Annotated in this window: 18 protein-coding genes and 1 pseudogene; 9 read left to right on the top strand and 10 right to left on the bottom strand. The window is 59.3% G+C overall.

The genetic code is table 11. The annotated features are described in order from the left end of the window. The first annotated feature begins 27 nt into the window (after window positions 1-27). The 4 genes from ACA048_RS05570 (at window position 28) to ACA048_RS05555 (ending at window position 5,251) form a co-directional block, all read left to right on the top strand. Window positions 28-2,619, top strand: a complete 2,592-nt coding sequence (locus ACA048_RS05570; protein WP_497628274.1) for a glycosyltransferase — start codon at window positions 28-30, stop codon at window positions 2,617-2,619. A 197-nt stretch (window positions 2,620-2,816) separates the two neighbouring features. Next, window positions 2,817-3,968, top strand: coding sequence for a succinyl-diaminopimelate desuccinylase (gene dapE / locus ACA048_RS05565; RefSeq protein WP_497628273.1), 1,152 nt, complete (start codon window positions 2,817-2,819; stop codon window positions 3,966-3,968). After that, the gene (locus ACA048_RS05560) at window positions 3,968-4,777 is read left to right on the top strand and encodes a putative RNA methyltransferase (protein ID WP_497628272.1); all 810 of its coding nucleotides are present in this window, start codon (window positions 3,968-3,970) and stop codon (window positions 4,775-4,777) included. Before dapE ends, ACA048_RS05560 begins: the two co-directional genes overlap by 1 nt. Window positions 4,778-4,873: 96 nt before the next feature. After that, on the top strand, window positions 4,874-5,251 hold the full coding sequence (locus ACA048_RS05555; RefSeq protein ID WP_497628271.1) for a hypothetical protein: 378 nt from the start codon (window positions 4,874-4,876) through the stop codon (window positions 5,249-5,251). A 69-nt stretch (window positions 5,252-5,320) separates the two neighbouring features. On the opposite strand, the gene ACA048_RS05550 is transcribed toward ACA048_RS05555, so the two are convergent. Next, window positions 5,321-5,530 (bottom strand): cold-shock protein, encoded by a 210-nt coding sequence (locus ACA048_RS05550; protein ID WP_010462862.1) that lies wholly within the window; start codon window positions 5,528-5,530, stop codon window positions 5,321-5,323. Between the two features lie 165 nt (window positions 5,531-5,695). On the opposite strand from ACA048_RS05550, the gene plsB reads away from it, so the two are divergent. The 3 genes from plsB (at window position 5,696) to ACA048_RS05535 (ending at window position 9,661) form a co-directional block, all read left to right on the top strand. After that, on the top strand, window positions 5,696-8,179 hold the full coding sequence (gene plsB / locus ACA048_RS05545; protein WP_497628270.1) for a glycerol-3-phosphate 1-O-acyltransferase PlsB: 2,484 nt from the start codon (window positions 5,696-5,698) through the stop codon (window positions 8,177-8,179). A 37-nt stretch (window positions 8,180-8,216) separates the two neighbouring features. Then, window positions 8,217-8,894, top strand: a complete 678-nt coding sequence (locus tag ACA048_RS05540) for a hypothetical protein (protein ID WP_497628269.1) — start codon at window positions 8,217-8,219, stop codon at window positions 8,892-8,894. Between the two features lie 77 nt (window positions 8,895-8,971). Then, the gene (locus ACA048_RS05535; protein ID WP_497628268.1) at window positions 8,972-9,661 is read left to right on the top strand and encodes a DUF4197 domain-containing protein; all 690 of its coding nucleotides are present in this window, start codon (window positions 8,972-8,974) and stop codon (window positions 9,659-9,661) included. A gap of 63 nt (window positions 9,662-9,724) precedes the next feature. On the opposite strand, the pseudogene ACA048_RS05530 reads toward ACA048_RS05535, so the two are convergent. From ACA048_RS05530 to ACA048_RS05520, 3 genes and pseudogenes are all read right to left on the bottom strand, one after another. Beyond that, a pseudogene (locus ACA048_RS05530) lies at window positions 9,725-11,092 on the bottom strand (Fic family protein). Window positions 11,093-11,188: 96 nt separating this feature from the next. Next, window positions 11,189-14,254 carry an efflux RND transporter permease subunit gene (locus ACA048_RS05525; RefSeq protein ID WP_497628267.1) on the bottom strand — a complete coding sequence of 1,022 codons (3,066 nt, stop codon included), beginning with the start codon at window positions 14,252-14,254 and terminating at the stop codon, window positions 11,189-11,191. 6 nt (window positions 14,255-14,260) lie between these two features. Further along, window positions 14,261-15,361: an efflux RND transporter periplasmic adaptor subunit gene (locus ACA048_RS05520; RefSeq protein WP_497628266.1), complete on the bottom strand. Its 1,101-nt coding sequence runs from the start codon at window positions 15,359-15,361 to the stop codon at window positions 14,261-14,263. Window positions 15,362-15,454: 93 nt separating this feature from the next. Between ACA048_RS05520 and ACA048_RS05515 the strand changes: the two genes are divergently transcribed. After that, a complete protein-coding gene (locus ACA048_RS05515) occupies window positions 15,455-16,099 on the top strand; it encodes a TetR/AcrR family transcriptional regulator (RefSeq protein WP_497628265.1) in 645 nt (214 codons plus the stop codon). Window positions 16,100-16,207: 108 nt separating this feature from the next. On the opposite strand, the gene ACA048_RS05510 is transcribed toward ACA048_RS05515, so the two are convergent. Further along, complete coding sequence (locus ACA048_RS05510) at window positions 16,208-16,990, bottom strand: class I SAM-dependent methyltransferase (RefSeq protein WP_497628264.1); 783 nt, start codon at window positions 16,988-16,990, stop codon at window positions 16,208-16,210. A gap of 93 nt (window positions 16,991-17,083) precedes the next feature. Here ACA048_RS05510 and ACA048_RS05505 point away from each other — a divergent pair, with 93 nt between their 5' ends. Beyond that, on the top strand, window positions 17,084-17,704 hold the full coding sequence (locus tag ACA048_RS05505) for an energy transducer TonB (RefSeq protein WP_497628263.1): 621 nt from the start codon (window positions 17,084-17,086) through the stop codon (window positions 17,702-17,704). 20 nt (window positions 17,705-17,724) lie between these two features. On the opposite strand, the gene ACA048_RS05500 is transcribed toward ACA048_RS05505, so the two are convergent. From ACA048_RS05500 to adk, 5 genes are all read right to left on the bottom strand, one after another. Next, entirely contained in the window at window positions 17,725-18,546 is an 822-nt protein-coding gene (locus ACA048_RS05500; RefSeq protein WP_497628262.1) for an isocitrate lyase/PEP mutase family protein, read from the bottom strand. 33 nt (window positions 18,547-18,579) lie between these two features. After that, complete coding sequence (locus ACA048_RS05495) at window positions 18,580-19,440, bottom strand: DUF72 domain-containing protein (protein WP_497628261.1); 861 nt, start codon at window positions 19,438-19,440, stop codon at window positions 18,580-18,582. Further along, the gene (locus ACA048_RS05490; protein WP_497628260.1) at window positions 19,440-19,745 is read right to left on the bottom strand and encodes a hypothetical protein; all 306 of its coding nucleotides are present in this window, start codon (window positions 19,743-19,745) and stop codon (window positions 19,440-19,442) included. Before ACA048_RS05490 ends, ACA048_RS05495 begins: the two co-directional genes overlap by 1 nt. Window positions 19,746-20,003: 258 nt before the next feature. Further along, complete coding sequence (gene tsaB, locus ACA048_RS05485) at window positions 20,004-20,678, bottom strand: tRNA (adenosine(37)-N6)-threonylcarbamoyltransferase complex dimerization subunit type 1 TsaB (RefSeq protein ID WP_497628259.1); 675 nt, start codon at window positions 20,676-20,678, stop codon at window positions 20,004-20,006. Between the two features lie 87 nt (window positions 20,679-20,765). Continuing rightward, window positions 20,766-21,413, bottom strand: a complete 648-nt coding sequence (gene adk / locus ACA048_RS05480; protein WP_027924949.1) for an adenylate kinase — start codon at window positions 21,411-21,413, stop codon at window positions 20,766-20,768. Between the last annotated feature and the right edge of the window lie 96 nt (window positions 21,414-21,509).

The following is a 21,509-nucleotide window of genomic DNA, read 5'->3' as shown; positions in this document are numbered from 1 at the left end:
CCACAGTCTTTGGAACCTGAAATAGCTATGTCATCCCGCAAATTTGGACTCAACCTGGTCGTGGTGCTCGCCATCGCAGCCTTGTTTACCGGCTTCTGGGCGCTGATCAATCGCCCGGTCACCGCCCCCAACTGGCCTGAACAGATCGCCGGTTTCTCGTACTCGCCATTCCAGCAAGGCCAGTACCCACAAAAAGAGCAATACCCCACCGACGATCAAATGCGTCGCGACCTGGAGATCATGAGCAAGCTGACGGACAACATCCGTACTTACTCGGTCGACGGTACGCTGGGAGATATTCCCAAGCTGGCAGAAGAATTCGGCCTGCGCGTGACACTGGGAATCTGGATCAGCCCGGACCAGGAGCGCAATGAGCGCGAAATCACTCGTGCCATCGAAATCGCCAACACCTCCCGCAGCGTGGTTCGCGTGGTTGTAGGCAACGAGGCGATCTTCCGTAAGGAAATTACCGCCGCCGAACTGAGCGTACTGCTGGATCGCGTGCGCGCCGCCGTGAAGGTGCCGGTGACCACGTCCGAGCAGTGGCACGTCTGGGAAGAACACCCGGAACTGGCCAAACACGTCGACCTGATTGCCGCGCACGTATTGCCTTATTGGGAATTCATCCCGGTGGACAAGGCCGGCCAGTTCGTCCTCGACCGCGCCCGCGACCTGAAAAAGATGTTCCCGAAAAAACCGCTGCTGCTCTCGGAGGTTGGCTGGCCGAGCAACGGCCGTATGCGTGGCGGCACTGATGCCAGCCCGGCGGATCAAGCGATCTACCTGCGCACCTTGGTCAACAAACTCAACCGCCAGGGTTTCAACTACTTCGTGATCGAAGCGTTTGACCAGCCGTGGAAGGCCAGCGACGAAGGCTCGGTGGGCGCGTATTGGGGCGTGTTCAACGCCGCGCGCCAGCAGAAATTCAACTTTGAAGGCCCGGTGGTTGCGATCCCGCAATGGCGGGTGCTGGCGATCGGCTCGGCCGTATTGGCGTTGCTGTCCCTGACCCTGCTGATGATCGACGGCTCGGCCCTGCGCCAGCGTGGCCGCACCTTCCTGACCTTTATCGCGTTCCTCTGCGGTTCGGTATTGGTGTGGATCGGTTACGACTACAGCCAGCAATACAGCACATGGTTCAGCCTGACGGTCGGATTCCTCCTGGCGCTCGGCGCGCTCGGGGTCTTTATCGTTTTGCTGACAGAGGCCCATGAACTGGCCGAAGCAGTGTGGACCCACAAGCGCCGGCGTGAATTCCTGCCGGTGGTGGGCGATTCGGACTACAGACCGAAAGTCTCGATCCACGTGCCCTGCTACAACGAGCCGCCGGAGATGGTCAAACAAACCCTCAACGCCCTGGCCAACCTCGACTATCCGGACTTCGAAGTCCTGATCATCGACAACAACACCAAGGACCCGGCTGTCTGGGAACCGGTGCGCGATTACTGCGAAACCCTCGGCCCGCGCTTCAAGTTTTTCCACGTTGCACCGCTGGCCGGTTTTAAGGGTGGTGCGCTGAACTACCTGATCCCGCATACCGCCAAGGATGCCGAAGTCATCGCGGTCATCGACTCGGACTACTGCGTCGACCCGAACTGGCTCAAGCACATGGTGCCGCACTTCGCCAACCCGAAAATCGCGGTCGTGCAGTCGCCGCAGGATTACCGCGATCAGAACGAAAGCACCTTCAAAAAGCTTTGCTACGCGGAATACAAAGGCTTCTTCCATATCGGCATGGTCACCCGTAACGACCGTGACGCGATCATCCAGCACGGCACCATGACCATGACCCGGCGCTCGGTGCTTGAGGAACTCGGCTGGGCCGACTGGTGCATCTGTGAAGACGCCGAGTTAGGTCTGCGCGTGTTCGAGAAAGGCCTGTCGGCGGCGTATTACCACACCAGCTACGGCAAAGGCCTGATGCCCGATACCTTTATCGACTTCAAGAAACAGCGTTTCCGCTGGGCCTACGGGGCGATTCAGATCATCAAGCGTCACACCGCCAGCCTGCTGCGCGGCAAGGACACCGAACTGACCCGTGGCCAGCGTTATCACTTCCTCGCGGGCTGGTTGCCGTGGGTCGCGGATGGCATGAACATCTTCTTCACCGTGGGTGCCTTGTTGTGGTCGGCGGCGATGATTATCGTGCCGCAGCGGGTCGACCCGCCGTTGCTGATTTTCGCGATCCCGCCGTTGGCGCTGTTCGTGTTCAAGGTTGGCAAGATCATCTTCCTTTATCGCCGTGCCGTCGGCGTGAACCTGAAAGATGCATTCTGCGCGGCACTGGCCGGGCTGGCGTTGTCGCACACCATCGCCAAAGCGGTGCTGTACGGTTTCTTCACCAGCAGCATTCCGTTCTTCCGCACGCCGAAAAACGCCGATAACCACGGCTTCTGGGTGGCAATTTCGGAGGCGCGGGAAGAGATGTTCATCATGCTGCTGTTGTGGGGCGCGGCGCTGGGGATCTTCCTGGTGAACGGCTTGCCGAGCAACGATATGCGCTTCTGGGTGACCATGTTGCTGGTGCAGTCGCTGCCGTACCTGGCGGCACTGATCATGGCGTTCCTGTCTTCGCTGCCGAAACCGGCCGCCGAGCCCGAGCCGGCACCCGCCGTCTAAATCTGTACAGATGCACTAAACGGCGGCCAATGGTCGCCGTTTTGCTTTAAGATAACCGCCATTTTGCGCGCCCAGCACCAATTCCTGTAGGAGCAAAGCTTGCTCGCGATTGATGCGACTCTGTGTAACAGAAAGACCTCATCATCGTTCATCGCGAGCAAGCTTTGCTCCTACACAATTAGCTTCCGGAGTTTTCCATGACGGCCCACGCCGACCTTTCGCCGACCCTTCAACTCGCCATCGACCTGATCCGCCGTCCGTCCGTGACGCCGGTCGACGCCGATTGCCAGAAGCAGATGATGCAGCGCCTGGGCGATGCCGGTTTCATGCTGGAACCGATGCGCATCGAAGATGTGGATAACTTCTGGGCGACCCACGGTAAACACGACGGTCCGGTGCTGTGCTTCGCTGGTCACACCGACGTGGTGCCGACTGGTCCGGTCACCGCCTGGCAGATCGACCCGTTCAACGCGTTGATCGACGAGCACGGCATGCTCTGCGGCCGTGGCGCAGCGGACATGAAAGGCAGCCTGGCCTCCATGACCGTGGCCGCCGAGCGTTTTGTCGCTGATTACCCGGATCACAAGGGCAAGGTCGCGTTCCTCATCACCAGCGACGAAGAAGGCCCGGCGCACCACGGCACCAAGGCTGTGGTTGAACGCCTCGCCGCGCGCAAGGAACGTCTGGACTGGTGCATCGTCGGCGAACCGTCGAGCACCACGCTGGTGGGCGACGTGGTCAAGAACGGTCGTCGCGGCTCCCTCGGCGCCAAGCTGACCGTTCGCGGTGTGCAGGGCCACGTGGCCTATCCGCACCTCGCCAAGAACCCGATCCACCTCGCCGCCCCGGCCTTGGCCGAACTGGCCGCCGAGCACTGGGACCACGGCAACGATTTCTTCCCGCCGACCAGTTTCCAGATCTCCAACGTCAATTCCGGTACCGGCGCGACCAACGTGATTCCGGGCGACCTGGTGGCGGTGTTCAACTTCCGCTTCTCCACCGAATCCACCGTTGAAGGCCTGCAAAAACGCGTCGCCGAGATGCTCGACAAGCATGGCCTGGACTGGCACATCGACTGGGCGCTGTCCGGTCTGCCGTTCCTCACCGAGCCGGGTGCGTTGCTGGACGCGGTTGCGTCGAGCATCAAGGACATTACCGGTCGTGAAACCAAGGCTTCCACCAGCGGTGGCACCTCCGACGGTCGTTTCATCGCGACCATGGGCACGCAAGTGGTTGAACTGGGCCCGGTCAACGCGACGATCCACCAGGTCAACGAGCGTGTACTGGCCGCGGACCTCGACGTGCTGACCGAAATTTACTACCAGACTCTGATCAAGTTGCTCGCCTGATGCTCGCTTGCCCGATCTGCAGTGAACCGCTGAACGCGGTGGACAACGGCGTGGCTTGCCCCGCCGGGCATCGGTTCGACCGTGCGCGCCAGGGTTATCTGAACCTGTTGCCCGTGCAGCACAAAAACAGCCGCGACCCTGGGGATAACCTGGCCATGGTCGAAGCCCGTCGCGACTTCTTGAACGCCGGCCATTACGCGCCGGTGGCCAAACGTCTGGCCGAACTGGCGGCGCACTACGCGCCGCAACGCTGGCTCGACATCGGCTGTGGCGAGGGTTACTACACCGCGCAAATCGCCGAGGCCTTGCCGAACGCCGACGGTTACGCGCTGGATATTTCCCGGGAAGCAGTCAAACGCGCCTGCAAACGCAACCCGCAACTGACCTGGTTGATCGCCAGCATGGCGCGGGTGCCGTTGGCCTCGGGCAGTTGTCAGTTTCTGGCGAGTGTTTTCAGCCCGCTCGACTGGGAAGAAGCCAAACGTCTGCTCAGCCCCGGCGGCGGCTTGATGAAAGTCGGTCCGACCAGCGGCCATCTGATGGAATTGCGCGAGCGGCTGTACGACGAAGTGCGTGAATACACCGACGACAAGCATCTGGCGTTGGTGCCGGAAGGCATGGCGCTGCAACACAGCGAAACCCTGGAATTCCAACTGACACTTTCAAAGGGACAGGACCGCGCGAACTTGTTGGCCATGACACCCCATGGCTGGCGCGCCAGTGCCGAACGCCGCGCGGCGGTCATCGAACAGGCCGAGCCGTTCGAGGTCACGGTGTCGATGCGCTACGATTATTTCGTACTGCAGTAATAGTTAGAGAGCAATCTTAATTTTTTGGTCTTGAGCAACGGCTTGAGGCCGGCTAAATCCGCGAATGGATTTTTCAGACCCGCAGTGAGGACATCCATGCGCCAACCCGATATCGAGATTTACCTGAAAGACGCCGACGTCGACTACAAGGCCATCGCAGCCTGGCTCGGCACTGCTTTGGGCCCGTGCACCGATTGGGTTCAGAAAGGTCAGACGTACAAGTGCAAGGCCGGCAATGTGCCGGTCACCTGGCTTCCCAAAGCCGTGGGCAAATGGAACAGCCTGTTCCTGGACAGCGACCAGACCCCATGGGAAGACGACATCGCCTGCGCCCGCGCAGCCTTTGCCGCGCTGAACATCGAAGTGCGTTGCGCACCGGGTACGTGGGTCGAGGAAGAAGGTGAAGAAACTGCGGATCGCTGGATGCGTATCAGCGCGGACGGTGAAGAAGAAATCACCTGGAAAACTGCTTAAAAACGAAGCAGATCAAATGTGGGAGCAAGCCCGCTCCCACATTGATTTTGTGTGATCTGAAGAGTGGGTTTAGAGCCCCACCACATCCTCAGCCTGCAAGCCCTTCTCGCCCGTCACCACGGCATATTCAACCTGCTGACCTTCAGCCAGCGAACGGTGCCCTTCGCCGCGAATCGCGCGGTAGTGCACGAACACGTCCACACCGTCCTCACGTTGAATAAAACCGTAGCCCTTGGCGTCGTTGAACCACTTCACGTTGCCGGTTTCGCGCGTAGCCATGAATCAGTACCCCCTTGTTTTTATTTTGAACGGCCGAGTATATGACAGCCGTCAAAACTCTCAACTCACTTTACTTAGGCGCTTTTTTGCCGATTTTCGATGAATACGGCACACTATCGGCCGCCCGAGCATTTGCTCGGTTTTACTCACTCACGCAGAAGCCGTATGACCCGCTCCCCGTTCCGCCGTCTTGTGTTTGGCACCCTGCGCCGACTGCTCTATCTCTGGGTTCGCTCGGAGACGATCAACCAGTCGTCGTTCACCCTTGACCTCGACCGCAGTCGCCCGGTGTTCTACGTCCTGCAAAACCCTTCGCTGACCGACCTCGCCGTGGTGGACACCGAATGCAGCAAGGCTGGCCTGCCCCGCCCGGTGTTGCCGGTCTCGGTGGGCACGTTGGTGGAACCTGCCGCGTTCTTTTACCTGACACCAGAGCCCGACTGGCTCGGCCGTCTGGACAAACGCGGTGCGCCGCCGACTCTCACCCGTTTGGTCAGCGCCCTGAGCCAGAACGCCGCCGAAGATGCGCAGATCATTCCGGTCAGCGTGTTCTGGGGCCAGTCGCCGGACAGCGAATCGAGCCCGTGGAAATTGCTCTTCGCCGACAGCTGGGCCGTCACCGGTCGTCTGCGTCGATTGCTCAGTATCATCGTGCTGGGGCGCAAGACGCGTGTGCAGTTCTCTGCGCCGATTCACCTGCGCGAGCTGATCGATCACAACAAGGGCCACGAGCGCACCGTGCGCATGGCCCAGCGGATCCTGCGGGTACACTTTCGCAACCTCAAAGCCGCGGTCATCGGCCCGGACATTTCCCACCGGCGCAACCTGGTCAAGGGCCTGGTCAACCAGCCGCTGGTCAAGCAAGCGATCCTCGACGAAGCCGAGCGCGAAAACATCTCCCCGGAAAAAGCCAAGGCCCAGGCCTTGCGCTACGGCAACGAGATCGCCTCGGACTACACCTACACCGCGATCCGCTTCATGGAAGTGGTGCTGAGCTGGTTCTGGAACAAGATCTACGACGGCATCAAGGTCAACCACATCGAAGGCGTGCAGAAGGTCGCCCAGGGTCACGAAGTGATCTACGTGCCGTGCCATCGCAGCCACATCGATTATTTGCTGCTCTCGTATCTGCTGTTCCGCAACGGCCTGACCCCGCCGCACGTTGCCGCCGGGATCAACCTCAACATGCCGGTGATCGGCAGTCTGCTACGCAGGGGCGGCGCGTTTTTCATGCGCCGCACGTTCAAGGGCAACCCGCTGTACACCTCAGTGTTCAACGAATACCTGCACATACTGTTCACCAAAGGCTTCCCGGTCGAGTACTTCGTCGAGGGTGGCCGTTCGCGTACCGGGCGCATGCTGCAACCGAAAACCGGGATGCTCGCGATTACCCTGCGCAGCTTCCTGCGTTCGTCGCGCATGCCCATCGTGTTCGTGCCGGTGTACATCGGTTACGAGCGCGTGCTCGAAGGCCGGACCTACCTCGGCGAACTGCGTGGTGCGACCAAGAAAAAAGAATCGATCTTCGATATTTTCAAAGTCATCGGCGCACTCAAGCAACGCTTCGGCCAAGTGGCGGTGAACTTCGGCGAGCCAATCAAACTGGCGGAATTCCTCGACAGCGAACAGCCGGACTGGCGCCAACAGGAACTCGGTCCGCAGTTCAAACCGGCCTGGCTCACCGAAACGACTAACCGCCTGGGCGAGAAAGTCGCGCAGCATCTGAACGAAGCGGCAGCGATCAACCCGGTGAACCTGGTGGCCCTGGCGTTGCTCTCCACCAGCCGTCTGGCGCTGGACGATCGCGCCATGGCACGAGTGCTCGATTTGTATCTGGCGCTGTTGCGCAAGGTTCCGTATTCGCCGCACACCACGCTGCCCGAAGGTGACGGTCGCACACTGATCGAACATGTGAAGGACATGGATCTGCTGTCCGAACAGAGCGATGCTCTGGGCAAAATTTTGTATCTGGACGAGCAGAACGCCGTCCTGATGACCTACTACCGCAACAACGTCCTGCACATCTTTGCGTTGCCGGCGCTGCTGGCGAGTTTCTTCCAGAGCGCCTCGCGCATGAGCCGCGAACAGATCCTGCGCTACACCCGCGCGCTGTACCCGTACCTGCAATCGGAACTGTTCATTCGCTGGTCCATGGATGAATTGGATGCCGTGATCGACCAATGGCTGGAAGCGTTCGTCGAACAAGGCCTGCTGCGTTTCGAAAACAATGTCTACCTGCGTCCGGCACCTAGCTCGCGGCATTTTGTGTTGCTGACTTTGTTGTCGAAGAGCATTGCCCAGACCTTGCAACGCTTCTATATGACCGTCTCTTTACTGCTCAACAGCGGCCAGAACAGCATCAGCGCCGAAGAGCTGGAAGACTTGTGCACGGTCATGGCCCAGCGCCTGTCGATCCTCCATGGCCTGAACGCCCCGGAGTTCTTCGACAAGAGCCTGTTCCGCCACTTTATCCAGACCATGCTGGACCTCGACGTGCTCAAGCGCGACGAAGCCGGCAAGTTGAGCTATCACGAATTGCTCGGCGAACTGGCCGAAGGTGCGGCCAAACGGGTGTTGCCGGCGGAGATTCGATTGTCGATTCGTCAGGTGGCATTGCATCGCAGTGAAGATGCGGCGGATCAGGCTTAGTTGGACCCAGTAACTTCCTGACAACAACGATAAGAACATGGATGTTCTTATAGTTGGCCGATTATGGATTAATAGATCTTTCCAAATAACCCACCACGATATGGATATCGCGATGAACTCTTTAGATAACTCCACCCAATACATCACCCTGACATTTAGTTTGCCTGAAGACTTTATGCCTCCCACCGGCGGCGAGGCCGAGACTAATATAAGCGTTCATACGGCAAACACTCAGCCCCCCATCAAAGTGGCACAATCCCGTAAACCGATGCTGTACCGCGGCCGCTGGAACTTCTCATTCGCACACAGTTATTCCGATGTCAGCGTCAAATACCGCGTGAGTGTCAGCATGACCCACAACGGTGTGCCACTGCTGATTGACCTGGACCACTTCATCGTTGTCCACCGCACCCCTCACCGCCAAACACTGCACCTGAGCCCGATCGGTCGCCTCTACATCCAGGCGCAAGAACCTCAAGCCGTAGAACCCGAATACGCGGTGACCATTGTTGCCCATGAGCACGACAACGCGACGGTGCAACTGACTCAAGTGCATATCAGTGAACAAATGGCAGAGGCGTTTTATCTGGAGTACGATCCGGACACTGTTGTGCCGGGTAAACGCTATACCCTGACGGCGACTGAAAATGAATACCGCAATTCAATCGAAGTCTATCCCGGCTCTGTCGTATTAAAACCCTTCAGCAAAGGCTGATAACCTTCACGCCAACAATAAGCCGGCACAACGACTGTCAAAGTCCGTTCCTCATCAATCCGAACAAGGAAGCTGTCATGCTCCGCCCTACCCTTCGCTTCGCTGGCCTCTGCGCAGGCTTGATGATCTCCGCCAGCGCACTGGCGCTGACGCTCAGCGACCTGTCGCAAAAAGACGCCACCGGCGGCCTCAAGGATGCCCTGACTCAAGGCGCACAACTGGCGGTCAAACAACTCGGCACACCGGGTGGTTTCAGCAACAACCCGGAGGTGAAAATCGGTTTGCCGGGCAAGCTCGGCAAGGTCGCCGGCAAGATGAAGCAGTTCGGCATGGGCGATCAGGTCGACGAACTGGAAGCCAGCATGAACAAAGCGGCTGAAACCGCCGTGACCCAGGCCCAGCCGATCCTCGTGGACGCGGTGAAGAAAATGAGTGTGGAAGATGCCAAGGGCATCCTCAGCGGCGGCAACGACTCGGCCACTCAATACCTGAACAAAACCAGTCGCGAACAGATCCGCGCCAAGTTCCTGCCGATTGTGAAGCAGGCCACTGATCAAGTCGGTCTGGCCAAGCAATACAACACGTTCGCCGGTCAGGCTGCGACCATGGGTGTGCTGGACACGAAGAACGCCAACATCGAAAGCTACGTCACCGAGCAAGCCCTGAACGGCTTGTTCGAGATGATCGGCAAACAGGAAGAAACCATCCGCCAGAACCCTGCGGCGGCGGCGACCAGTCTGGCGAAGAAGGTGTTTGGGACGTTGTAATTCCGAGCGACTGAACGCTGTAAAAAAGCCCGCTGACCTTTATTGGTTCAGCGGGCTTTTCATTTAAATGGCCTCCATGATGGATGAGCCCACGGGTGCCGCCCGTAAAAAGAACACCCACTCGCGCCCCATCTTCCGTTTCTCAAACACCTCCAGATCAACCAGCCCGTTCAAGGTCGCCGAAGCAGTGTTGTAAGAGCAGTCGAGGTTTTCCTTCACATTGACGGCCGGGAACTCCTTGGCCATCCCGCTCTTGGCCACTTGATAGACTGCGCGCTGCTTCTCGGTGAGTGGGTCGAAAAAACCCGACGCCATCAACCAACGATCAAAACGTTCGGCGTAGTCCAGACTCTTGCGATAGACCTCGGTAAAACCACCGACAGCCCGCAGGATCACCGAGCACTGAAAATCGATGAAGTAAGTCAGGTCCAGTTCATCGGCCTCGGTATTCAAATACGACCGCCCGTATTTCACCGGCGCGTTGCGCAGCAAAACACTGATCGCAATATAGCGAAACGCCGAATAGTCATTTTTAAACATAAACCAGTAAAACAGCGCCCGCGCGACACGACCATTGCCATCGCGAAAAGGATGCTCGTAGCCCAAAGCAAAATGCAGCGCGATACCTTTGACCAAAGAAGGAAGGTAGTCCCCACGGTTGATATCGTTGTGGGACTGATTGATCCACTTCGACAGCACCTGCAAGCGTGACACCAGCCCTGCTGCGGGCGGCGGGGTATGCACGGTGTTGCCCTCGCCGTCCTGCACCACCACATCATTGGTGCCTCTGAATTCACCCGGCGAATACTGCGCGTCATCAATACCCTCGACACCCACACGATGCATCGCGGTGATGAGCTCCACACTCAGTGGTTCATAACGCTGTTCCCACGCGAAGTTCATCATTTGGTAGTTGCCAATGACCATTCGCTCATCGGGCGTACGCGGCAGGCGATGGCACTTGAGCATGTCCTTGGCCACCGGCGTGGTGGTTGCAGCGCCTTCGAGTTGGCTGCTGCTGATGGCTTCGTCTTCGATCAGGTCATTGAGCAGATAGCTGAAATGCGCGCGCTCACCGATTTGGCTGGTCATGTATTCCAGCGCGGCGGTGGTGGTTTGCCGATCGACTGCCGAAATGGCTTTCTGTGCTAACGGCGTCAGCACAAAATTGCCCCACTGGACCGGTTCGCCCAAGGGCAGAAGGCAGGAATACTGTGCTGTCCGGGCCTTTTTGACCAAGGCCCAGCACAATCTGGATTCCAGCCCCGGCGCCCAGCGGTAACGCAATTCATCAAATGGAAGGTAACGCCCCTGATCATCCAGCGGCTTCAGCAGGGCCAGTTAGTCCGGGAGGCGTTCCTTGTGGGGCGATTTCATCAACAGGTCGAACACTGGGTCGGTCCTGCCCGTTAAAGCAGGCGGTTTTTTCATGACTTCTGACTCAAAAACTCGTGAAACTGAGTCGTGAGTACAGCATTCAGATCCCCCTGACTCAATATCAGAAAGATCTGAAATACATGTAGGAAGTCAGACCGGCTCTTTCTTCACCCTGAACCACGCCGCATACAGCGCCGGCAGGAACAGCAACGTCAGCGCCGTCGCCACAATCAGCCCGCCCATGATCGCCACCGCCATCGGCCCGAAGAACACGCTGCGTGACAAGGGGATCATTGCCAGCACCGCCGCGAGCGCGGTCAATACAATCGGGCGGAAGCGGCGCACTGTGGCCTCGATAATCGCCTGCCAGGGTTTGAGGCCTGCCGCGATGTCCTGTTCGATCTGGTCCACCAGGATCACCGAGTTGCGCATGATCATCCCGGACAACGCGATGGTCCCGAGCATCGCGACAAAACCGAACGGCTGGCGGAACACGATCAGGAACAACGTCACGCCGATCAGCCCCAGCGGCGCGGTCAGAAACACCATCACCGTGCGGGAGAAACTGCGCAGTTGCAGCATCAGTAACGTCAGCACCACCACGATGAACAGCGGCACACCGGCCTTCACCGAATTCTGTCCGCGAGCGGAGTCTTCTACCGTGCCACCGACGTCCAGCAAGTAACCGTCCGGCAATTCGGCGCGAATCGGTTCGAGCGTCGGCATGATCTGTTGCACCAGCGTTGCCGGTTGTTCCTTGCCATAGATGTCGGCGCGGATGGTCACGTTGGGCAGGCGATTACGGTGCCAGATGATGCCTTCTTCGAAGCCGTATTCCAGCGTCGCAATCTGCGACAGCGCAACGCTGCGGCCGTTGTCGGTCGGCACGGCCAGGCTCGGCAGCAACGACAGTTCGGTGCGCTCGTGCAAGGTGCCGCGCAACAGGATCTCGATCAACTCGTTGTCTTCGCGGTACTGGCTGACGCTGGAACCGGTCAGCGAGCTTTGCAGGAACTTCGACAGGTTCGCCGTGCTCACGCCAAGCGCTCGGGCGCGGTCCTGATCGACGTTCAGGTACACCACTTTGCTCGGCTCTTCCCAGTCCAGGTGCACATTGACCACGTGCGGATTCTCACGAACCCTGGCCGCCACTTTACGGGCCAGTGCGCGGACTTCGTCGATGTGCTCACCGGTCACCCGGAACTGCACCGGATAACCGACAGGCGGGCCGTTTTCAAGACGCGTGACCCGCCCACGCAGGGCCGGGAATTGTTCGTTGAGGGCTTCGATCAGCCAGGTACGCAGGGCTTCGCGATCCTCGATGGACTTGGCCAGGACCACAACCTGCGCGAAGCTCGCTGCCGGCAGCTGCTGATCAAGCGGCAGGTAAAAACGCGGTGAACCGGTGCCGACGTAGGCCACGTAATTGTCGATACCCGCGTGATCCTTCAACAGACTTTCAAGGCGTTTAACTTCATCGGCGGTGTTGCTCAGGGACGCGCCTTCGGCCAGTTTCAAATCGATCATCAACTCCAGCCGACCCGACGCCGGGAAGAATTGCTGCGGCACGAAGCGGAACAGCGCCACCGAGGCAATAAACATCAGGATCGTCAGCACGATCACGGTTTTGCGTCGCCGTACGCACCACTCCACCAGACGCCTGACACGCTGATAAAACGGTGTACCGTAAGGGTCGGGTTGACCCGTGCCGTGTTTGGCGGCATGAATCTTCGCCAGATCGGGCAGTAGTTTCTCCCCCAGATACGGCACAAAGACGACAGCAGCCACCCACGAGGCCAGCAACGCGATGGTCACTACCTGGAAGATCGAGCGGGTGTATTCGCCGGTGCTCGATTGCGCGGTGGCAATCGGCAGGAACCCGGCGGCAGTGATCAGCGTACCAGTGAGCATTGGGAACGCCGTGCTGGTCCAGGCGTAACTGGCGGCCTTGACGCGGTCGAAACCCTGTTCCATTTTGATCGCCATCATTTCCACGGCGATGATCGCGTCGTCCACCAGCAAGCCCAGCGCCAGCACCAACGCACCGAGAGAAATCTTGTGCAGACCTATCCCCAAGTAATACATGCTGGCAAAGGTCATCGCCAACACCAGCGGAATCGCCAGCGCCACCACCATGCCGGTGCGCATGCCGAGTGAGAAGAAGCTCACCAGCAACACAATCGCCAAGGCCTCCACCAGTACTTGCACGAATTCGCCGACGCTGGTTTTCACCGCAGCGGGCTGGTCCGATACCTTGCGCAATTGCATGCCGGCCGGAAGGTTTTTCTGGATGCGGTCGAACTCGATTTCCAGCGCCTTGCCCAGCACCAGAATGTCGCCACCGCCCTTCATCGCGACGGCCAGACCGATAGCGTTTTCGGCCATGAAGCGCATGCGCGGTGCGGGAGGATCATTGAAACCACGGCGAACGTCAGCCACATCGGAAATGCGGAACGTGCGATCACCGACGCGGATCGGGAAGTTCTTGATCTCATCGACGGTCTGAAAATTCCCCGAAACCCGTAGCTGCAATCGCTCGCTGGCGGTTTCGAAGAACCCTGCGGTCGACACCGCATTCTGCTCTTCAAGCGCTTGTTGCACAGCGGCCAACGGCAAGCCAAGAGTGGCGAGCTTGACGTTGGACAGCTCGATCCAGATCTTCTCGTCCTGCAACCCGAGCAGGTCGACCTTGCCCACATCCTTGACCCGTTGCAGTTGGATCTGGATGCGGTCGGCGTAATCCTTCAACACCGCGTAATCAAAACCGTCACCGGTCAGGGCATAGATGTTGCCGAAAGTGGTGCCGAATTCATCGTTGAAAAACGGCCCCTGAATACCCGGTGGCAAGGTGTGGCGGATATCGTTGACCTTCTTGCGGACCTGATACCAGAGCTCGGGAATGTCCACCGAATGCATGGCATCGCGCGCAATAAACGTCACCTGGGACTCACCCGGACGGGAGAACGAGACGATGCGCTCGTACTCGCCGGTTTCCATCAGCTTCTTTTCGATGCGCTCGGTGACCTGGCGCGACACTTCCTGAGCCGTGGCACCCGGCCAGTTGGTTCGAATCACCATCGCCTTGAAGGTAAACGGCGGGTCTTCGCTTTGGCCGAGCTTGGTGTAGGAAAGTGCACCGACAACGGCCAGCAGGAGCATCAGGAACAGTACGATCTGGCGATTACGCAACGCCCATTCGGAAAGATTGAAACCCATCGGGAATTACTCCTTGTCCGCCAGATTGACCACGCGGTTGGCGCGATCCACCGGACGCACTTGCTGCCCGTCATGCAGCACATGAACACCAGCGGCCACGACCCAGTCGCTGGCGTTCAAGCCTTCGAGCACCGGCACGGTTTTCTCGCCGAATGCACCGACGCGGACCGGGGCTTTTTTCAAGGTGTTGTTGGCGCCGAGCACCCAAACGTACGTTGCACCGTTTTCCGCTGTGACGGCCGATAAAGGCACCGACAGCGCGATGGTTTCTGCGGTCTGGATGAACACCCGGGCGCTTTGGCCGAGTTCCGCCGGGACTTTGCCGGCGGTGAACGCGATACGGGCGGCAAAGGTGCGGGATTTTGGATCGGCGGCGGGCGACAGTTCGCGGATGCGTCCGGCGAAGCGCTGATCAGGTTGGGTCCAGAGTTCTACCGACACCGGCTGACCGACCTTGAAGCGACCGAAACTCTGTTCCGGCAGGCTGATCAATACTTCACGTTCGCCATCGGTCGCAATGGTGAAGACGGTTTGCCCGGCGGCCACCACTTGCCCGACTTCCACGGCCCGCTTGGCCACCACGCCATCCTGAGGCGCACGCAGCACCGCGTAGCTCGCCTGATTGGTCGAGACGTTGAATTCGGCTTTGATTTGCTTGAGGCGTGCTTCACCGGAGCGGTAAAGGTTTTCGGTGTTGTCGTACTGCGAACGGCTGACCATCTGCCGGTCCATCAGGGTCTTGTAGCGATCCCGCTCGGCGCGTACCAGGTTCAGGTTGGCCTCGGCGGCGGCGACCTGGGCGCGGGTGGCTTCCAGTTGCAGGCGCACGTCCTGTGGATCGAGCTCTGCCAGAGGCTGGTCAGCCTTGACCCGCTGCCCTTCTTCGACCAGTCGTCGGCTGACTTTACCGCCAATGCGAAACGCCAGATCCGGTTCATAACGCGCACGCACTTCACCGGGATAGCTTTCCATCGCCTGCGCCGAAGGCTCTGGCTGCACCACCATGGCGGGGCGAATGGTGACTTGAGGCGCCTCTTCGTGACCACACGCAGTCAATAAAAACGCCAGACTGACTGGCAACGCGAGGGGCAAGGCATAGCGGAACATGGTGAACGACCTTTCGCTAATGGTGCTTGGAATAATTATACTGGCCAGTATGGTATTAATAGCAAACTCACCAGTCCAGTATTAAAGCGAAGAATGTCGAACAAACTTTCAGCACCCAATGGTCCGGGACGTCCCAAGGATCTGGCCAAGCGCCAGGCCATCCTTGATGCGGCGAAAATTCTGTTTTTGAGCAATGGTTACGCCAACACCAGCATGGATGCGGTGGCGACCGAGGCCGGCGTGTCAAAGCTGACCGTCTACAGCCATTTCAACGACAAGGAGACGCTGTTCTCCGCCGCCGTTGTCGCCAAGTGCGAGGAGCAACTGCCACCGCTGTTTTTCGAACTGCCGGACGGCATTGCGGTGGAAACTGTGCTGCTGAACATCGCGCATGGCTTTCATCATCTGATCAACAGCGATGAATCGGTGAACCTGCACCGTCTGATGATCACCCTGGGCAGCCAGGACCCGAAACTCTCGCTGATCTTCTTCGAGGCCGGACCGCAACGCATGCTGGATGGCATGGAGCGGTTGCTGGCCAAGGTCGATCAAAGCGGTGTATTGAGCATCGATCAACCGCGCAATGCGGCTGAGCATTTCTTTTGCCTGCTCAAGGGCACGGGGAATTTTCGCTTGTTGTATGGCTGCGGCGAGCCGGTGACCGGGGATGCGGCCGAGGAGCATGTGCGGGAAGTGGTGGGGTTGTTTATGCGGGCTTATCGGCCAGAGACAGATTGATAGAAATTGAGTGTCTGGTTAGGCGCCTTCGCGGGCAAGCCCGCTCCTACAGGGACGGCGGGGCTTCTGTAGGAGCGAGGCTTGCCCGCGAAGGGGGCGACACGGTCTTTAAGGCTTCAACGCTTTCTTGGGGTAAATATCATACCGGCTGGATTTGCCATCCAGCGCATGACTCGGCTTGGGTCCGGCAATGCACGGCGCCTTGCGCGGGCGCTTGACCACCACCCGATGACTGGCCAATGCCAACGCGGCTTCCAGCAATGCCGGCGCATCCGGGTCATCACCCACCAACGGCCGGAACAGGCGCATTTCCTTCTTCACCAACGCGGTTTTCTCACGATGGGGAAACATCGGGTCGAGGTAGATCACCTGCGGCGGCTCCCCTTCCCAATTGCGCATCACCTCGATTGAGTTGCCCTTGAGTAACTTCATCCGCGCCACGATCGGCGCCACGTCGAAATCTTCCGCGCCGCGCGCCAGGCCATCCTCCAGCAAGGCACCGATCAGCGGCTGACGCTCGATCAGGCTCATCTCGCAGCCCAGGCTCGCCAGCACGAACGCATCCTTGCCCAGCCCCGCCGTGGCATCCAGAACACGCGGACGCACGCCCTGCGCGATGCCAACGGCCTTGGCGATCATCTGCCCCGTGCCACCACCGAACAACCGGCGATGCGCCGCCCCGCCTTCGACGAAGTCCACCCGCACCGGCCCCGGTGCATCCGCCCCGAGCTGTTGCAGCTGCAAACCCTGCTCGCCGACCTGCAAGGCAAATTCGCCGTCATCCACCCGCAACGGCAAGCCCAGGCGCTCGGCCCATTGCTCGGCTTGTGGCTGAAAGTTCGTGCCCAGGGCCTCGACGTGGATGCGGCAAACCGCCGGTTGATCAATCATCGGAAAACACGCTCAAAAAATTAATGATCGGCAAAAACGGCCGATAACAAAACTGATAGGCATTTTGCCAGAGCTGAGCGTCGACCGAGAGAAATGTCAGACTTTCAAACCACAATCACAGGTTTTATCTCGCCCTACGGCAATTACAACCTGCGAAATACCCAAGCGCTGGGCGGTGTCAGTCACCTATGGCAAGATTTTTTTGCCCGGGCACTGGCCGATCAGCCGGGTGATGGGGTACCAGAGTCGCTCAAATTTCCACCGGTCGATCTCAACAGCCCGGTCGAACCGACGGTTGGCAGCGAGCTGCTGGCGCACATCGTTTCCCAGCGCGAATGCAACGTGACCGAAACCGTGGTCCGACCGCCCGAGCCGCTGTTTTTGCCGATTGCCGAGTTCGAAATGGACCTGGCCGACAAACCCGCCCCACCGTTCCCGGCGGAAGAAATCGTCGCTCAGCAAAAACAACAGGACTTCGAAAGCGGCTGGGTCCGCCCCATCGTGCTCACCGCCGGCCAACCTGTGCCGCAAGCCAGCCCGGCGCCGCAGCCACGTCCGCTGCACCTGCCGATCGCCGAATTCGAAATGGACCTGCTGGACAAACCCTTCCCGCCGTTCTCCCACCAAGAGCTGGTGGAACAACAGAAACAACTCGACTTCGATAGCGGCTGGGCTCGCCCGATCGTTCTGCAAAACCTGCGCATCGCTGCGTAAAACTCAGCAAAACCCTGCCATCAGCCTTTGAACAATTGGTTTGCCTGCGCATAAGGCATGGACCGCGAGGTAAACCCGAAGGTGCCCGAGGTCTTGATCTCTTCGGCCGCGCGGAAAAACTCGCCATACGCCGCCAGGGCCAGCGCCGAACCGACGCTGACGCGTTTGACGCCCATTTCGCTCAACTGCTCGACCGTCAATTTCAACCCGCCGGACATCAACACATTGACTTGTTTAGGCGCCACCGCACGGACCACTGCCAACACGTCTTCAGCACTGCGCAGCCCGGGCGCATAGAGCACGTCGGCCCCCGCCTCGGCGAACGCCTGCAAGCGGCGGATAGTGTCGGTGAGATCCGGATTGCCGTGTAGAAAGTTCTCGGCACGCGCGGTCAGCATGAAGGGGAACGGCAAGCTGCGCGCCGCCGCCACCGCCGCTTCAATGCGCGCCACGGCATGTTCGAAGCAGTAGATCGGCGCGGCTTCGCGGCCCGTGGCATCTTCGATAGAGCCGCCGACAGCACCGGCCTCCGCCGCGCGCAAAATGCTTTGGGCGCACTTGGCGGGGTCGTCGGCAAAACCGTTTTCCAGATCCACCGCCACCGGCAGATTAGTCGCCGCGACAATCGCACGGACATTCGCCAGCGTATCGTCCAGGGTCATCGCGCCGTCGGGGCGTGCATTGGAAAAGGCGTAACCGGCGCTGGTGGTCGCCAGCGCCTCGAACCCCAGGCTGGCAAGCATCTTCGCCGAGCCGGCGTCCCACGGGTTGGGAATGACAAAAGCGCCAGCGCGTTCGTGCAGTGCTTTGAACGCCTGGGCTCGAAGGGTTTGCGCGTCCATTGGCAGGCTCCTGAAAAGGGGTACGAATCCGCCTCAGAGCAAGCCAAGTTGCTCCGCTGCGGGTTCTCTGTATAGCTCAGGCAGTGGCGGCAGGCCAGGCAAACGCAGCATCAATTGTGCGTGAAAACGCTGTGCCAGCTTGGCGGCCAGCAGGTTGTCGGCCGTGTGCAAGAAGATGTAGGGCGTGCGGCCCTCTTCGATCCACGCGGCGATTTTCTCGACCCACGGCAGCAGAAACGGATCGTTGGCTTCCAGTTGGGGATGGCCGATGAAACGGACCTGCGGGAACTGGGTGAATGCTGCCGGGCGCGGCGGCACTTTGGGCTTTTTCGATTGGGCGTGGAGCACTGAAGGATTAGTCGACAGGCAACTGAAGAGCGCGCGCGGATCGAGGCAGATACGCTCGACACCGCGATCCAGCAGCAGGCGATTGAGCATTCGCTCGGCATCCCCCTTGTCAAAGAACGCGTCGTGGCGCACCTCGACGGCCAGCGGTCGCTCCAGCGCATCAATGAAAGCGGCCAGTTCGGGCAATCGTTGCGGCGTAAAGCTTTTCGACAATTGCAGCCACAACGGCGAAACCCGCTCACCCAAGGGGCTGAGCAATTGCACAAAGGTTTCGGCGGCAGTCAGTTGCTCGCGCAGGTCACCGCCGTGGCTGATGTCACCGGGGAATTTGGCCGTGAAACGAAAGTGTTCGGGCATAGCCTCAGCCCAACGCTGCACCGTGGTGGCAGCCGGGCTCGCGTAGAAGGTCGTATTGCCTTCTACGGCGTTGAATATTTGGGTATAGAGATTTAAAAATTCGGCGGGTTTCGCGTCGGGCGGATAGAGGTAATCGCGCCAGGCGTTTTCACTCCAGGACGGGCAGCCGAGGTAGTAAGGCAGCCGCATCAGATGTACAGGTCGAGACCCAGCACATCCGTATCCCAATCGACAAAACTGGCCGTGCTCAGGTAACTGGCGAGTGCCGTGGCGACACTTTTGCTCATGGCGCGCTGGTAGATCATGTCTTGCTGACGAGCGGGGAGATTGCTCAGGCGTTGCGCAGAGGCTTTGGCAGCACGGGCAGCCATTTGCTCTTCGGAGGGAATTTCCAGCTCACCGTCGATATCGACATAATCGTCTTCCGCCACAGGGCCTTTGCGAGGCTTGCGCTTGATGGGATAGGACTGAGAGGAAACGCCGTCTATACGCATGAGTACATGTCCGGTTTCAATGATGGCAGTCTAGTGGCGCATTACCCACTTCGCAAACCGCTCGGTGATAACTAGAACACAGAATCGGGAAAAGGTTTAAAGCTGCGGGTATAAATCGACGATTGGCTGCGCTGGGTAGATCGCCCTCGCGGGCAAGCCAGGCTCCCACAGGATTTGTGTGGTTCACAAAATCCGCGGTCGGCTCAAAAACTGTGGGAGCGTGGCTTGCCCGCGATGGCACCAACTCACTGTTAGAAATCAACGAGCCTTAGGCGTCGCCACTTTATCGCGCAGGTAAACCGGTTGCGCCTCATCTGCGACAATCGCCTCACCGCGTTCCCAAGCAAATCGAGCCAGCGTCAGCAGGTCTTCGGCATGCGGCAACATGCCCGCGTCGTGCCCGGTCAGGCTGACGGCTATACGCTCGGCATACCCCCAACCCGTGCCCGCGCCAAACCACTCGCCGCTGGCATCCGCCGGCAATGCCGCCACCTCCGGTGGCAGCACCGCTTCCTTGCCCACCAGGCGCATCTCCCCCGCCGTTTCGCGGTAACAACCCCAATACACCTCATCCATCCGCGCATCGATGGCGGCCGCCACCTGGCTCACACCGTGTTCGCGATACGCGCGTTGCGCCAGTACCGCCAGGTTCGACACCGGCAATACCGGACGATCCAGGGCAAACGCCAAGCCTTGCACCACACCAATGGCGATTCGCACACCGGTAAACGCGCCCGGCCCACGACCGAAGGCGATGGCATCAACCGCTTGCAGGGTGGTCCCGGCATCGGCGAGCAATTGCTGAATCATCGGCAACAGCTTCTGCGCATGCAGGCGCGGGATCACCTCGTAATGGCTCGTGACTTTGCCTTCATGCAGCAAGGCAACGGAGCAAGCTTCAGTCGCGGTGTCCAGGGCCAGCAAGGTGCTCATCGATGTTTCCGTAAGAGAGGTCAGAAAAAGTGCGCCAGTATAAACAACTACGGCCCGCAAGCGGGCCGTAGAAGATGAAGCGTTTTTTTAGCTCAGTGCTTCAAGCACTTTGCCGGTGATCGCTTCAACCGAGCCAACACCTTCGACGTGGCTGTACTTCGGTTTGCCTTGAGCGGCGGACAGCTCCTGGTAAAACTTCACCAGAGGCTCGGTCTGGGCGTGGTAGACCGACAGGCGATGACGCACGGTTTCTTCGGTGTCGTCTTTGCGCTGTACCAGCTCGTCGCCGGTGATGTCGTCTTTACCGGCAATTTTCGGCGGGTTGTAGACGATGTGGTACACGCGGCCGCTGGCCTCGTGAACACGACGACCGGCGATACGCTGGACGATGTCTTCGTCTTTGACGTCGATTTCCAACACGTGGTCCAGCTCGACGCCGGCCTTCACCAGGGCTTCAGCCTGAGGAATGGTGCGCGGAAAACCGTCAAACAGGAAACCGTTGGCGCAATCGGCCTGGCTGATGCGTTCCTTGACCAGGTTGATGATCAGGTCATCGGAGACCAGACCGCCGCTGTCCATGACGCTCTTGGCGATCAGGCCCAGTTCGGTACCGGCCTTGACGGCTGCACGCAACATGTCGCCAGTAGAGATTTGCGGAATGCCGAATTTCTCGGTGATGAACTTAGCCTGAGTACCTTTACCGGCCCCGGGAGCTCCCAGCAGAATGACGCGCATCGATGTGCTCCTCAATTTTTATATGGTTAACGTCAGATTCGCCTCGTGGGGCCAATCTCAAAATAGGGTCGTGGCCGCCCAAACGGCCAAAGGCTG

The organism is Pseudomonas sp. LBUM1659, from assembly GCF_059716045.1.
The sequence above is the reverse complement of the archived record's forward strand: the minus strand, read 5'-3'. Positions and strand labels throughout refer to the sequence as shown.

Coding starts and splice junctions, on each gene's coding strand:
- ACA048_RS05570 (WP_497628274.1), top strand. CDS start 28: ATGTCATCCCGCAAATTTGGACTCAACCTGGTCGTGGTGCTCGCCATC.
- dapE (WP_497628273.1), top strand. CDS start 2,817: ATGACGGCCCACGCCGACCTTTCGCCGACCCTTCAACTCGCCATCGAC.
- ACA048_RS05560 (WP_497628272.1), top strand. CDS start 3,968: ATGCTCGCTTGCCCGATCTGCAGTGAACCGCTGAACGCGGTGGACAAC.
- ACA048_RS05555 (WP_497628271.1), top strand. CDS start 4,874: ATGCGCCAACCCGATATCGAGATTTACCTGAAAGACGCCGACGTCGAC.
- ACA048_RS05550 (WP_010462862.1), bottom strand. CDS start 5,530: ATGGCTACGCGCGAAACCGGCAACGTGAAGTGGTTCAACGACGCCAAG.
- plsB (WP_497628270.1), top strand. CDS start 5,696: ATGACCCGCTCCCCGTTCCGCCGTCTTGTGTTTGGCACCCTGCGCCGA.
- ACA048_RS05540 (WP_497628269.1), top strand. CDS start 8,217: ATGGATGTTCTTATAGTTGGCCGATTATGGATTAATAGATCTTTCCAA.
- ACA048_RS05535 (WP_497628268.1), top strand. CDS start 8,972: ATGCTCCGCCCTACCCTTCGCTTCGCTGGCCTCTGCGCAGGCTTGATG.
- ACA048_RS05525 (WP_497628267.1), bottom strand. CDS start 14,254: ATGGGTTTCAATCTTTCCGAATGGGCGTTGCGTAATCGCCAGATCGTA.
- ACA048_RS05520 (WP_497628266.1), bottom strand. CDS start 15,361: ATGTTCCGCTATGCCTTGCCCCTCGCGTTGCCAGTCAGTCTGGCGTTT.
- ACA048_RS05515 (WP_497628265.1), top strand. CDS start 15,455: ATGTCGAACAAACTTTCAGCACCCAATGGTCCGGGACGTCCCAAGGAT.
- ACA048_RS05510 (WP_497628264.1), bottom strand. CDS start 16,990: ATGATTGATCAACCGGCGGTTTGCCGCATCCACGTCGAGGCCCTGGGC.
- ACA048_RS05505 (WP_497628263.1), top strand. CDS start 17,084: ATGTCAGACTTTCAAACCACAATCACAGGTTTTATCTCGCCCTACGGC.
- ACA048_RS05500 (WP_497628262.1), bottom strand. CDS start 18,546: ATGGACGCGCAAACCCTTCGAGCCCAGGCGTTCAAAGCACTGCACGAA.
- ACA048_RS05495 (WP_497628261.1), bottom strand. CDS start 19,440: ATGCGGCTGCCTTACTACCTCGGCTGCCCGTCCTGGAGTGAAAACGCC.
- ACA048_RS05490 (WP_497628260.1), bottom strand. CDS start 19,745: ATGCGTATAGACGGCGTTTCCTCTCAGTCCTATCCCATCAAGCGCAAG.
- tsaB (WP_497628259.1), bottom strand. CDS start 20,678: ATGAGCACCTTGCTGGCCCTGGACACCGCGACTGAAGCTTGCTCCGTT.
- adk (WP_027924949.1), bottom strand. CDS start 21,413: ATGCGCGTCATTCTGCTGGGAGCTCCCGGGGCCGGTAAAGGTACTCAG.